The organism is Burkholderia sp. 8Y, from assembly GCF_902506145.1.
GTDB lineage: Bacteria > Pseudomonadota > Gammaproteobacteria > Burkholderiales > Burkholderiaceae > Caballeronia.
The window spans coordinates 592,018-605,857 of the sequence record NZ_LR733519.1 but is presented as its reverse complement, the minus strand read 5'-3'; the positions used below and the strand labels follow the sequence as shown (position 1 = coordinate 605,857).

At 59.2% G+C, this 13,840-nt stretch carries 7 protein-coding genes and 2 pseudogenes; all 9 read right to left on the bottom strand.

Going from position 1 to position 13,840, the window contains the following annotated elements; translation table 11 throughout:
• Positions 1 to 24: 24 nt before the first annotated feature.
• Positions 25 to 888, bottom strand: a pseudogene (locus GV035_RS02680) (IS110 family transposase); the annotation flags it as partial.
• Positions 889 to 1,308: 420 nt separating this feature from the next.
• The gene (locus GV035_RS02675) at positions 1,309 to 2,475 is read right to left on the bottom strand and encodes an IS91 family transposase (protein ID WP_159833132.1); all 1,167 of its coding nucleotides are present in this window, start codon (positions 2,473 to 2,475) and stop codon (positions 1,309 to 1,311) included.
• Between the two features lie 20 nt (positions 2,476 to 2,495).
• Positions 2,496 to 3,372, bottom strand: a pseudogene (locus GV035_RS02670) (tyrosine-type recombinase/integrase).
• A gap of 527 nt (positions 3,373 to 3,899) precedes the next feature.
• A complete protein-coding gene (locus tag GV035_RS02665) occupies positions 3,900 to 5,087 on the bottom strand; it encodes an IS91 family transposase (RefSeq protein WP_159833130.1) in 1,188 nt (395 codons plus the stop codon).
• 8 nt (positions 5,088 to 5,095) lie between these two features.
• Positions 5,096 to 5,971, bottom strand: a complete 876-nt coding sequence (locus GV035_RS02660; protein ID WP_159833128.1) for a tyrosine-type recombinase/integrase — start codon at positions 5,969 to 5,971, stop codon at positions 5,096 to 5,098.
• Between the two features lie 593 nt (positions 5,972 to 6,564).
• Positions 6,565 to 8,268 (bottom strand): alpha-amylase family glycosyl hydrolase, encoded by a 1,704-nt coding sequence (locus GV035_RS02655; protein ID WP_159833126.1) that lies wholly within the window; start codon positions 8,266 to 8,268, stop codon positions 6,565 to 6,567.
• Between the two features lie 535 nt (positions 8,269 to 8,803).
• Positions 8,804 to 10,663 carry a sulfatase-like hydrolase/transferase gene (locus GV035_RS02650; protein ID WP_159833124.1) on the bottom strand — a complete coding sequence of 620 codons (1,860 nt, stop codon included), beginning with the start codon at positions 10,661 to 10,663 and terminating at the stop codon, positions 8,804 to 8,806.
• A gap of 1,199 nt (positions 10,664 to 11,862) precedes the next feature.
• On the bottom strand, positions 11,863 to 12,297 hold the full coding sequence (locus GV035_RS02645; RefSeq protein WP_159833122.1) for a hypothetical protein: 435 nt from the start codon (positions 12,295 to 12,297) through the stop codon (positions 11,863 to 11,865).
• A gap of 65 nt (positions 12,298 to 12,362) precedes the next feature.
• Positions 12,363 to 13,247, bottom strand: a complete 885-nt coding sequence (locus tag GV035_RS02640) for an aldo/keto reductase (RefSeq protein ID WP_159833120.1) — start codon at positions 13,245 to 13,247, stop codon at positions 12,363 to 12,365.
• Positions 13,248 to 13,840 lie beyond the last annotated feature (593 nt).

Here is a 13,840-nt window from a genome sequence, read left to right as displayed (position 1 = left end):
GTCTTTTTACGTACAGCCCTTTGTTCATGCAGATTGCGCGCTTGGCGGTAACGCCAGCGTCATTCCCAATCGGCCGACGTCCCAGATGAAACCTGCCAGTTCGCGTGCAATTGCGATGATGGCCACGTGCGCGGACTTCCCTCTGGCGACGAGCTTACGATATCGTCGGCACAGCCTTAGTTGAGCGTCCCAGGCACGGTCGACTATGGGCTTGGGTAGCCCTTCATGCCGGCGCTGTATGTCGATGCTCACGCGGGCAGGATGGCGGTAACTCGAGGCGGATTCGACCAATAGTTTTCACGCATAACTGTTGCCTGTCTTGGTAATGCTTCCTTGCCGCCGTTTTCCGCCTGAGGAGTGTTCAGAAGGCGTTACGCCGAGCCACGCCATCAACTGTCGCGGATGCTCGAACCGCGACAGGTCACCTAGCTCGGAGACCAGGCCGATCGCCGACGTGAAGTTAATCCCGCGCATAGCTTGCAATGCGAGTACGACCGGGTAAAACTGCCAGCTGATGACCGACTCACGCAATGCCAGCTCCAGCCTCTCACATTGCGCGAGCCAATCTTCAATCGTGCGCCTGTGTTCATTGAACGCCAGCTGTTGCCATGCACTGTCGAACGAGAACGTGCTTATCCAGCGTCGGTGAGTGGGCCCCCAGCTAGGGCGACTAAAGTAATGAATGCCGTGGGCAAGCAGAAACGATTTGAGCCTGCAGCGTGCGGCCTTCAGATCCTCCCTGGCATCCGACCAGGCGCCCGCCAGGTCCCGGAACGATTCGTCTTCGATCGATGGCACATGTACTGCAGAGAGGTCTCCAGCACGTAGCGAACGCACCAGCTTGATCGCGTCGCGACGGTCCGTTTTTACGCGATCTCCCGGCTTCGATGTCGTTTCGGGTGGGGGCGTCCATCCCATTGCTTTCCGGGGGTGAGTTCGGAGAGCCGACTGCCGCATCCCGTTTAGGTTTGTTCGACGCCTGCCCTCGACCAAAGGCGTACGAGCCAACGACCACGCGTGTGGGCAGGCGTTGAATAAACCTCGAGGAAGGAAACCGCGGAGTGGTCCGAGGCGGCCAGCGTCTCCGCTATGGTGATTGATCAGTCTGTCCGGCGTGTGTTGCAGGTCGACGTCGAGCGATGCGAGCACTAGAAGAGACGTCGATGCGGGACTGGAGGCGATGCGGCGTTCGCTTGGGAGTTCGGAATCGGGCTATACAGGTGAGTATGAAGTCGAAGGCACAACCGTCCACTCTTCGGCCGCGTTGACGCAAAGCCGACGATTGGGCGCTAGATAGGAGCGAGACATTCATTGCCGTGTTCCCTCCGGTGGAGCGCGAATCGGTACGGTGCGCGTCAGAATGTCGATGACGAGCATGGGCGCGCCGCAGTGCCGACAGATGAAGGTTGGTCGATCGACGATGACCGTGTCGTGCGGTGTTGGGCGGACTTCGGGGCTCACGCCGAGCAGCGTACGTATCTTTCTTAGATTTGCGCGGCGCACCGGGTTAGCGAGCAGCCCATAATGCCGGATTCGATGGAACCCGACTGGCAGCACGTGGAGCAGGAAGCGGCGCATGAATTCGCCGGGCTCGAGCGTCATGACCTTGTGGCGGGTGCGACCGTTCTCGCGGTAGTCCTTCCAACGGAAGCTCACGCCACGCTCGTCGAAGCCGAGCAAGCGCTGGTTGGAGATGGCGACGCGATGGGTATAGCGTGACAGGTACGCGAGCACCGCTTCAGGGCCCGCGAACGGACGCTTGGCATACACGAACCATGCCGAGGCGCGCAGCGGCGCGAGCCACTGTGCGAAAGCCGCTCGGTCAGCGAGCTGCGCGTACTCACCAAAGAACTGAAGGCGTCCACGGTGATGAGCATCGGCGAGCGCTTCGAGGAAGCGTCTGCGAAACAGGCGCGAAAGCACGCGCACGGGCAAGAAGAAGCCCGGCCGACAGGCGATCCAGCGTTCGCCGTTGGCTGACAGGCCGCCGCCAGGGACAATTCCGTGCACATGCGGATGATGCGTGAGCGCTGAGCCCCATGTGTGCAGCACGAGCGTGGCGCCAATGTCGGCGCCTAGGTGTTTGGGGTCCGCCGCGATGGTGCGTAGCGTCTCGGCCGCGATGTCGAATAGCAACCCGTAGATGACGCGCTTGTCATACCAGGCGATAGCACTGATCGGTGCGGGAAGCGTAAAGACGACGTGATAGTACTCGACCGGCAGCAGACCAGCCTCGCGCGCTTCGAGCCAGCGGCGTGCGGCACTAGCCTGACACTTCGGGCAATGGCGATTACGACATGAGTTATAGGCGATCTCGGTTCGTGCACAGCCCGAACACCGCAACACATGTCCACCCAGCGCCGCGCTGCGGCACTGTTCGATGGCCGACATCACCTTCAGCTGCCCGAGGCTCAGTGCTACCGTGAGTCGCCACGTGGCCCCGCAGGCGCGGAAGATGTCCGCGACCTGTAACATCGGCTCTGACCGCGCGCGTGTTACTCGGTACGCAGGCGCTCCAGCGGGCTGACGACTTCTTGCAGCAAATCGGTGGCGACCTGGGCGTAAAGCGCTGTCGTTTCAAGCTTCTTATGCCCAAGCAGCACTTGAATCACACGGATATCTACCTTCTGTTCGAGCAGGTGCGTGGCAAAACTGTGGCGCAGCGTATGCATCGATACGCGCTTGTCGATTTGTGCGGCTTCGGCCGCAGCGCGAATCGCGCGATTGAGTTGCCGCGGAGTCAGCGGGTCGACCGGATCGAGTCCCGGAAATAACCAGCCGCCATCCGGCATCTTGCCCTGCGAACGGGCCACGCGCCACCAGACCCGCAAGCGCTTTGAGCAGCACCGGTGAGAGCATCGCATAACGATCCTTACGGCCCTTGCCCTGTTCGACACGCAGCGTCATGCGCTGGCTATCGATGTCACCTACTTTGAGCGCGACCACTTCGCCGGCCCGCAACCCGGTGCCGTAGGGGAGCGACAACGCCGTCTGATGCTTTAAATTACCGGTTGCCGCGATCAGTCGCCGGACCTCGTCGGGGCTAAGGATAACCGGCAGTATGCGCGGCACACGCACTGGCTGCATTCGAGCCATCAATTCCGGCTTCTGAAGCGTGATCTCGAAGAATAACTTCAACCCAGTGATCGCGGCATTGAGGGAAGCGGGCGACGCTCCGCGATCGACCAAATACAACTGGTACTTTCGCAGGTCTTCGACAGTCGCCGTATCGGGCGAGCGCTTAAGGTATCGAGCAAATTCACGCACAATGCGCAGATAGCCTGCTTGAGTTGCGGGAGAAAGCTGGCGCATGCGCATGTCGTCCGTCATGCGCTGACGCAGAGGGCTGACGCCCGGTTGAGTGGAGGTCATGATGCGGCTCCGTTGATGAACGAGGCGGATTGCCCCGACCATCAACATACGGAATCGCGCCGCAGCCCTCTCAAGGCCTGCCTAGTCGGGCCGTAGCCCCCTACCGCGCGAGCGGTTTCCGTTCTGCGACCCGTTGCTGCCTGTCGATTGTCGCGCTTCCAACGGCAGCTACTGTTTAGGGTTGTAGGACGCCTGCCCCGATCCATCGCGTGTCAACTCGCCCCAGACGCCAGCGGGCAGGCGTCCTACAAGCCCCAAGGGAGGAAACCGCGGAGTGCGCCGACGTGGCCTGAACCTTTCACCGCTATGGCGATTCGTTCAGTCCCATCGAAGGCACGGCGGAAATAAACGCGGGCGAATCAGAGCTTGGGCTACCGCGATCGCATCAGCGACGCTTCTAGGCGTTGCTATATGCCGGGCCGACCAGCACCAGACTGCCTGTCGGGAGTCGTAGGCGCAAGCGTCCCCTATGAGCTCTCTTTGCCGAAGAGCCGACAGTTGATGTGTGCATCCTGACGCGATGGCATTCATGCGTGGGCTCGCTCAACAGGCGGTGCCCGGATAGGTCTGCTGCGCTGGAGTAGGTCGATGATGATCATCGGCGAGCCACAGTGCCGGCAAACGAACGCTGGCGACGCTGCGACTGTAGCGAGATCGTTCGCACTGCAGCCGATAGTGGCAGACGCTGCGCCCAGCAACTCGCGTATCTTCGCGAGATTCGCGCGCCGCGATGGGTTGGCGAGCAGGCCGTAATGGCGGATGCGGTGGAAACCGCCAGGCAATACGTGTAACAGGAAGCGACGCGTGAATTCACCTGTTTCGAGGGTCATGGTCTTGTTGCGGGTGCGTCCGTTTACGCGGTAGTCCTTCCAGCGGAAGGTAACGCCGTCTTCGTCGAGCGCGACCAGGCGTTGGTTGGAGATCGCGACGCGGTGGGTGTAACGCGACAGGTAGGCGAGCACCGCTTTAGGCCCCGCAAACGGGCGTTTGGCATACACGACCCACTCGGATGCGTGCATTGGCGCGAGCCACTTGGCAAAGGCTGCGAGATCGTTGAGCTCGGCGTATTCGCCAAAGAACCGCAACTGCCCTCGGTGATAGGTCGCTTCAAGTTCTTCGAGGAAGCGCCGGCGAAACAGCCGCGAGAGTACGCGCACCGGAAGGAAGAAGCCTCGCCTGCAGGCTATCCACCGGCTTCGGTCCGGCGATAAACCGCCACCGGGAACGATGCCGTGCACATGGGGATGATGCGTGAGCGCCGAGCCCCACGTATGCAAGACGAGCGTGGCGCCGATCTGCGCTCCAAGATGCTTCGGATCAGCGGCAATAGTGCGCAACGTTTCGGCCGCGAGATTGAACAGCAGTCCGTAGATAACGGCCTTGTTGTAATACGCAATCGCGCTGATCGCAGCGGGTAGCGTGAAGACCACGTGGTAGTACTCTACGGGCAGGAGATCGGCCTCACGCGCTTCCAGCCAGCGACGCGCCGCGCCAGCCTGGCACCGTGGGCAATGTCTGTTGCGGCACGAGTTGTAGGCGACTTCGATCGCCGCGCATCCTTCACAGCGCAGCAGGTGCCCTCCCAGCGCCGCGGTGCGGCACTGTTCGATTGCGGACATGACCTTCAGTTGCCCGAGGCTCAGGTTAGCGGATCGATGCCACGCTGGACCAAGGGAGCGGAAGACGTCTGCGATCTCAAGCGCGCAATGCGCCACGATGAGAGCTACTCAGTACGCAAACTCTCAAGAGGGCTGACCACCTCGCGCAGAATATCAGTGGCAACCTGGGCATAAAGCGCTGTGGTCTCAAGCTTCTTGTGCCCGAGCATGACCTGGATCACCCGGATATCGACCTTCTGTTCCAGCAGATGCGTGGCAAAGCTGTGCCGCAAGGTCTGCATGGACACGCGCTTGTCGATTCCCGCAGCCTCGGCGGCAGCATGAACCGCCCGGTTGAGCTGGCGGGTGCTGAGCGGTTCGATCGGGTTAAGTCCGGGAAACAGCCAGCCTCCGTCGAGCATCTTGCCCTGGGCTCGTGCGACCCGCCACCAGACCCGCAAACGCTCGAGCAGGATCGGCGAGAGCATGGCATATCTGTCCTTCTGGCCTTTGCCCTGCTCAACGCGCAGCGTCATACGCTCGCTATCGATGTCACCGACCTTAAGGGCAGTTACCTCGCTGGCGCGTAATCCCGTTCCGTAGGCGAGCGCTAGCGCCGTTTGATGCTTCAGGTTGGTCGCCGCAGCGATCAGCCGCCCGACTTCTTCGCGGCTGAGTATGACGGGCAACGTACGCGGGAGATAGATCGGTCGCATCTTAGCCATCAACGCGTCTTGAGCGAGCGTCGTGCCGAAGAAGAACTTCAGGCCGGTGATCGCTGCGTTCAAAGAAACTGGCGACACGCCGTGGTCAACCAGATGCAGTTGATAGCGACGCAGGTCTTCGACAGTGGCAGTGTCGGGTGAGCGTCCGAGGAAGATGGTGAACTCTCGTACCACACGAAGATAATTAGCTTGTGTGGTTGGTGCGAGGCGGCGCATGCGCATGTCGTCCATCATGCGCTGACGCAACGGACTAATAACCTGGGTGGGGGATGTCATGGCCCGGTTCCTCCTGGGTAACGAGGCGGATCGCCTCATCACTCAACATAGGAAACTGAGAGTCTTACCCTTTCCCAACCAATAACTTTGAACGGAGCACATACCGCGCGAGCGGTTTAGTCCCATGGAGTGGATTGGACATACCGAACCTTCAGCTATCGCCTCGTCCTCGGCCGCAGCGCACGCACCTGGGCTACGCGCCGTGCGGCCGCTGGATGTCAGCTTGCCTCGTTGACGATGCGATGCCGGCGACGTCGGCTCAGCAGCGCGGACGCGTCTTAAGTCCTGGACCGCCGGCCGATGGAACTGTGAACGGTCTATTGCCATTGGGAAACGTCGTTATACGTCAGGCGCGTGCAACGGCGTCGTCATTCGAAATAGCGCTCCACTCACAGTGCGCACAGTCAAGCGGCGAGCAAGCCCGGGGGAGCTGATGCGCGCACCAAGCGTCGACAGACGGCACCCCGCCGGCTCCGGTCTCGGACGCCTTGATAGCCCTCTGGGCTCGCGCTCCTGCGTCGGGCGGCGCAGGGCACCGGTATCGCGTCGCGACGCTCAGCTTCCTTGCCCGAGCCTCGACGGGCGCAGTCGGACTACGTCGGTGTCAGCCACACAAAAGCAGAGCGCGGCGGCATAACGATTGTCACGGTTCGATCCGCGCCGACCACGAGCGAGGGCGGAGACGATGCGCCGACCGACGCAGAACCCTTAAGCATCGTCCCCTGAGGCAAACCAGTGGCGAAAGTTCTCGTCGCAGCGGCCGTGTCCGAGGTATTAACGGCGACGATCGCAACCGTCGACTGATACGACATCTTGTACGCGAAAGCCCCTGGCCCTGCACTGTTCTGGTCCAGAATTGCCGGCGTGCCGCGCGAGAAAACCTTGTTGCTCTTGCGCAACTTGGCCATCTGCGCGATGAACTGATAGAGCGGCGCGGCTGTATCGAAATGGTCGTCGCCACCCGATGCATAGCCGTTCGCGAACATTGCGCCTCGTTGCTCCGTGAAAGCCTGCTCAGTCCCGTAATAGATTACCGGTATGCCCGGCAAGGTCATGATGAGCAGCAGCCCTTGCTGCAACCCGGCGATCGTTCCATGAGCGAGGAAGCGGTCAACGTCATGATTGTCAAGAAAGGTGGGCATTAGATACGGGCGCTTGAACACCTGCATCATGTCCTGAATCCGATAGCCGAGTTCCGCCGTGGGATGCTGCTGAGTCAAGACGTCCCAGAGCGTGCCGTACAGCGGATAGTTGAGCATCGCAGGAAGGACGTCCGCGCCGCTCGGATCGACCATGTATGACTCGATCTTTACAGAACTTGCGTTTTGATAGGGGGCGTCTGTGACGAAGCCCTCGCCGAACGCGAGGAAGCTAGCTTTTCCTTTCGAAAGCGCCACCTGACGGATCCCGGGAGCTGAAGGATCGGTTGCGTACATGAAATCGCTGAAAAAGGCCTGCGGCACGTAAAAAGCTGTGTCGATGCGAAACGCATCGACGCCGACCGTTGAGATCCAATATCCATAGCTGCTTCTCAGCGCCTCGCGCACGACTGGATTCTCTGTGTTGAGATCATCAAGCCCGTAGAGCTGATAGTTCAACAACTGGTCAGCATTGCCGAAGTCGCTAATGTCGGGAGTCCAATGGTAGATACCCGCAGCACGCTGCGTGGGATCCGTTGGGTCGTCCATATTGAAGGGTGATTGCGTCGGCGCCGTCACCGGAACAGACGCAGAATTGCGCGACCAGCCGAGCGCGGGATTGTTAGCGTTCCATGCTTTGTCGTAAACGAAGAAGTCGCCGGTATGGTTCACGACGATGTCCTGTATCAGATACATCCGGGCCTTGTGCAAGGCGCTCGACAACTTCCGATAGTCGTCGAGGGAGCCCATATGCTTGTCGACCTCTTCGAAATTCGAAGCCCAGTAGCCGTGATACCCGCCGTAGTTCACAAGCGGGTCCCACCACTGGTTCGCGACTGGCGGCGTCAACCAGACCGCCGTCGCCCCCAACCCCTGGATATAAGCTATTTTCTGTTCGATGCCGCGAATGTCGCCGCCGCTGTACTTGGCATTATTTGTCGGATCGAATTCTCCCGCGCCCTGATTATCGTTGCTCGAATCGCCGTCATTGAAGCGGTCGGTCAGGATGAAATAGATGATCTGGTCCTGCCACTCCGGCGAGGGCACTTGAAGAGCCAGTTGATCTGAGCTGTCGGAAGACCCGCATGCAGAAATGCAGCAGCTTACGATCGCGGCGAGGATGGCCGAGCCCAAACGAACATATATGTATCGCATCATCGGCCTCGCCGCTTATCAAGCTGTGCAAAGTGAGCGACCGACACGCCCGCCGGTCAGCTTCGCGTTCGCCAGTAGTGCGTCGGCTGCAGCAAGCAAGGTTCACATTCCTTGATGCGGCTAGCAAGCGCCCGTAACATTCGAAGTTTCCTTTACGCGCTGCCCTAATTGAGCTTGGCAGCGCCCGACTACAAAGAAGCGAACCCTCGGCGGAAAGTGACGAGCTCGGACATTCATGCACCGAGCTCGGCAAATTCTAGCGATTCAGCTTTGCCAAATCTCGGGGCACTCTCACGAGTCGTTCCGGCAGTTCACCCACAGACATCCCAGGTCCCCTCGCGAGCGTACCGCCGCTGACGGCGCCCAGCGCTGCGGCAACTGCAATGTATTTCGGCAGGTGATTCATGGGCAAGACGCCTTTCCGTCTTTGCATACGGTAACAGGTATGACGCGCGCAAGTGATCCTCGCAAGATTCTTTCGCGGCATTCGGTCGCGCGTCGCCGGCGTTTGCTTTCATCACCGCCCTACCGCCGATGCTCAGACGTCGCCTATCCTGAACGGCAGCTCAAAATCCCCTCCGCTATTGATCAGCCTGACATACTCCAAATAACGCGCCTGCGCCGTATCTTGAGCCGCAACGAGATTGCCCGGTAATGGAGCCTGCAGCTCATTTGGAATGATGTCCGTCATCATTCGCTCATACATGCTCTGCGCGGCCGGCGAACGATACCGGTTGTCCAATTCGAGCCTACCTTGCTCGGTTGCATAGTCGTAGTACTCGAGGTCGCTGCTGCCGGTAATGCTCGTCGTCGATGGCGCCCAGTCGGAGTACGTCCCGAGCTTGCCGTCGTCGGTTCTTACGCCAATAATGTGCGATGCCGACGAATTGAAGTTGAATGCGTCAGGCACGGTTTCATCAGACGCGAAAACAACGTAGGGTCGGCCCGGCGCGCTCGCGCTCTTCAGCATCGGGAGCAAATCATGGCGATTCCCGTACATCTGGACATAGTCTCCGATCATCCAGCTCCGGGTGCCTCCGTTAGCGATAGTCGCCAACAGCGGAAGGATGTCGACTGACGAGGTCAGCCCGCAGCGAACCACTTCGCGATCTCCGTCGTACTCGCCGGTGGGATCGACGACGATGAGCGGGACGTTGAACGCCTCCTCGTAGCAGGTCCCGGTCTTGCCCGAAATCATGCCATGGGCGCCCGCGTAGTCCCCATGGTCCGCGCTCAGCACGATGATCGTCTTTTTGGCGACCTCGGGTGGCAACGCATCTACAACGGCTCCTATCTTCGCATCGACTAGCGACATAATCTGCGTATAGGAGTCAAGGCCGCGCCTCCAGTAATGGAAAGGCGCTTTTGCGATGCCCTTCGTGTCGGAAGGCGGCGGCAAGTTCGGATTGACCGGATACGCCGAGATTTGGAAATCCGTACCCGGCGTGTCCTGCACGCCACCCCAAACCGCTTCTTGGATCGTGCGGTTGAAAGTCTGCATCGGCGGCTTGTTGGCCGAGAGCTGCGAACCAGACTCCCAATTCGGCGCAGTTGCCGGATATCCGTACCGCGGCGGGTGTCGCAGAGGATTGAGCTCCCAGTTGTAGGTAGGTGGCCCTGCCGTGTAATCGATCCACTGCGAATAGCCGTTCGGGTTGTACTTGCTCGATTGAAAAAGGTCGGTAAAGCGCTTAAACTCCGTGCCCGCAGGAAAGAACTCCTTGTCGTGCGGGTTGATGAAGCCAACAGTAAGGCACCACGGCGAGTCAGTCGGCCTGCGCCGCTCCAACCACTGGGTTGCCTGATCGGCAATGTTCGTGTCGCTCAAGTAGCCTTGCCCCGGATCTCCGATCGTGCCCTGCAGATTACTGCCAGTGGGGTCGGGGTAAGTCAACGCTTCAAAGCCATATAGTGAGAGGGGACTCGGCCCTTTGTGCACGATCGACAGGTGCCACTTTCCTATATACGGCGTGATATAGCCGAGTGACTGCAGAATCTTGCCATAGGTTGGAAACTGGCGGTTCAGCACCGGTTGTATAGAAACCTTGGTATCCGGCGAGTCCAGAATGGTGGTAAGAAGCCAATTTTGGTGAGTGTAGAGCCCCGTGATGAGAGCGGCGCGCGCCGGACTACATGCCGAGGCAGCGGTGTAGTGGGCGGAGAACTTGACTCCCCGTTTCCACAGATCGAATGTTTCGGGCATAAATGCCTTGAGGAACTCGCCCGCATCGCGAACGCCTTCCGGGAAAACGCGGGGAAAGCGCATTTCGTCCAAAAGAATAAACAAGATGTTCGGCTTGCCGCCATGAGGGCTCCCGGTATTCCGCGCGGCCAAGTTTGTCGATGCGATGGCCGCACTGACAGCCGTTGTCTTTTTGATAAAGTTCCGCCTATCCACTGTAGTTCTCCTAATGGAATGTGGTAAAGTGACTCGTTTGTTTTAGGGGGTGCGGCGTTCTGGAAGGTAATTGTCGGCTAACCACCTTGATTTACTGTAGTCAGTCGTCCATGACATCGAAATAGTGATCGGTGTGCTCGCTAGTCATCGATAAAGAGCGACACAAGTTTGGCATCAAGTCCACGGCGGCTCGGTTGATGTCGACAGCGCTTTTAAGGAGCGACACCGGAGTGTCGGGCGACAGGGACGATACTGAACTTTCGCCTTCCCCCTTGTATGATGGAGATCAAAAGTTGTCCTGATGCCGGCCCCAGGCTCTTTCAAGGCCACCTATTTATAGGCGATCGGCAGATCGCGGATTATCTTTCCTCAGCGCGAATGTTCGGTGGGCAACATATCTGCGTCGCCGCGCTAGCGCGTCTTTGAAGCAAAAAGCGGCGTGCAGCCACTGACTGGTTAGCGGATACTTGCCAGTCAGTCTGCCGCTGGTAGCCTCGCGGGGGCGTCTGTCCGCGCCGAACGCTGAACGCTCCTATCAAGGACATAGTCTGGGTCGTCCGGCACAGGGCGTGCCGCTCCTGATCGTCCCGGTAATTGTTCGGCCTGCCCTTGGCCCCCGACGTCTTGAAGTGCAAACCGGTATGACCGACAACAACGAAACGCCGAAGCCTTCAGGCTGGGAAGTACAACGCAAGTCGTCGCGGAACGCTGCATGGTCGTCACCTTGAGTCCGCGGAACGTTAGTAACAGTATTCATCGGAAGACCGCTTTGCGAGGTGCTGCTGACGGGGGAATGGTCGCGCAGTACATATCTCGAACGCCTGGTTATGGCCGATTGGGTGAGGTCGCCAACAGCCCTTTATGGCACGCCGGTTCGCAAAACCTCGATTCGACTGAGTGACCGCTTCGTGGAGAGCCGTCTGACCGCGGTGGGTCGGGTGCCGACTTTCGCCACGTGCATTGCAACCTTCACCGGATCGGACGGTGTTTGGCCGATGACGTCCCGACTTAAACAGCTGAGTGAGAGGTGATATTAGCTGGCAGCGATCGCCTTCGCCAGTTCGGCGGCGCGCCGCGTGCACCGACGCATGCTTTTCTCGCACGGCCTAGGTGTCCTTCGTAAGTTCGGGAAGATCGTGGACCAGAGATGCAATCCCTGCATCCCGTGCGGCGGCCAACGCTGCAAGATTCTCAGGCCGCTATGCGCGTTCGAGAATTCCCGCGTCAATGCCGAGCTCCGGATTGTCGTTCAAGAACGTGGCAAGTTCGCCGCCAGAATCCATAACTTCCCTCCCGGGCGCAGCGTTGGTGGGAGAGTCTCGATCGATCGTACGAGCTAAAGCCCGCAACCAAGGCTTTTCAAAACCGATAAGAAAGCCGACATGCGAGGCATGTCGGCCGGGTGATTCAAAAGAATTAGAACCCGCTGTTGGGGTCTCCAAATCCGCTTTGTTGCATCGGCGCGTGAAAGTCGTTGGTATTTGTACCGTACGTGTTACGTGCACGTCGACGCTCCCATGGCCGCCTAACATCGGCAAACCATTTGCTGGATTGATGGGCGTCTGGCCTTGGACGTTATCCACCAATAGTTTCGGCTTATAACGGCGCAGTTCGTCGCGATACAGCATGACCATGACAGTGCGTGCGATGGGAGCCAACACACTGACAGTGCCCCGCCGGAAACGCCAACACCAAACGCTCAACGCGCGTTTTTTAGGCTCATGTGGATAGCGTCTACTTGTTCAAATGCCTCGTTCGGGAGCACCGCACTGGTCCAGGTTTCTTTTGCCCGCTGTCCAGTCTCAGGCGTTGTTAGGAATGCCGTACCTCGTTGGGCAGCCCAGGCAAGCAGCACTTGAGCGGGCGTCCGGTTCAATCGGGCGGCGATGGCGCGTATGACGCCGTCGTCCAGCGGACCCGGTTTGACTCCGCGGCCTAACGGCGAGGATGTCAGCAAAGCGATTTCGTGCGCCTTGCAAAACGCCAAAAGTTCGGTCCTCGGGTGATACGGGTGGGCCTCGACCTGAACGACCGCCGGCTTAATCCGCGCCGACTCATAAAGATGCCTCAGTTCATCAAGACCGATGTCGGACAGACCGATCGCACGGCATTTCCCGCTGTCGACCAGGTCTTCCATCCCTCTCCACGCGTCGTGCAGCATCGCGTGCCTGAACAGCAGAATCTTCCCGGTTGGATCCCGCCGATGCTGCTCACCTGCCGGAAGACCAGCGAACGGAAGATGCATAAGGTACAGATTGAGATAGTCAGCCTGTAATCTTCCAAGACTCGCGTCGATTGCCGGTCGGATGAGCTGTCGCCGGCGAGTCCAAACTCGCGTCGTAATAAAGATTTCTTCACGACGAACCTCTGTGCCCAACAGTTTGTCACGCAACGCCCTACCCACCCCACGCTCATTTTGAAATCGCTGCGCACAGTCAAAGTGCCGATAGCCCACGCTGAGTGCTTCGCGGATCGCGCTGTTGGTCGAGGATGCACCAGCGATGAGTGGGCCGAAACCAACAACGGGCATGTCACCGCATCCATGCTTGAGTGGCAAGACCGCTCTCTGCAATTCCACAGACATGGTCATCCTTCGTCCAAAGTCGCTTGATGAGTTTGTCATTTCCCGACGCGAATTTCTCACTGTCGCGCTCAAGCCCCATCACTAGCGCAGCGTGAGCAGCCTTTATCTAACAATCATGCGCAACTGTCGAGGCCGGCATCGCAGATGCTAACGTTACAGGCGCGGCAACTAGTCGTCGAGCCATGCCCCCGCGCAAGACCAAACTTTGGTCAGCAGAGGGCACTGAGTTGCATCAACCATCGCTCTATCACGGTGTCGAAATTCAGGCGCCGGAAGACATATGCGCGGGCGCAGCCTTCGCGATGGCCTTTGCACTGCATGTGCGCTACGCCACATAGCGAGTTGTACGTCCCACACCGTCAGTCTCTTTTCGCATAGTCTTCCTATCAAGTCATTCCGGTACCACTCTCCCCCGGGATGGCGCGGTAACTGCCCGGATCAGTCATGGCTTATGCAGAAGGCCTCTGCAATTGCCTGCAGAAGTCATCCCCTAACAATGTCAACATGCTCTTGAAACCTCGTTGGCGCCGTGCTTCAACCGCATGACGATGCGGTCAAGCATGCCAACAGGTTTATTCGACCTACCGACATTA

Excerpts from the sequence above, each read along its gene's own strand:
- GV035_RS02675 (WP_159833132.1), bottom strand. The coding sequence starts at position 2,475 with ATGTTACAGGTCGCGGACATCTTCCGCGCCTGCGGGGCCACGTGGCGA.
- GV035_RS02645 (WP_159833122.1), bottom strand. The coding sequence starts at position 12,297 with ATGGTCATGCTGTATCGCGACGAACTGCGCCGTTATAAGCCGAAACTA.
- GV035_RS02640 (WP_159833120.1), bottom strand. The coding sequence starts at position 13,247 with ATGTCTGTGGAATTGCAGAGAGCGGTCTTGCCACTCAAGCATGGATGC.
- GV035_RS02660 (WP_159833128.1), bottom strand. The coding sequence starts at position 5,971 with ATGACATCCCCCACCCAGGTTATTAGTCCGTTGCGTCAGCGCATGATG.
- GV035_RS02655 (WP_159833126.1), bottom strand. The coding sequence starts at position 8,268 with ATGATGCGATACATATATGTTCGTTTGGGCTCGGCCATCCTCGCCGCG.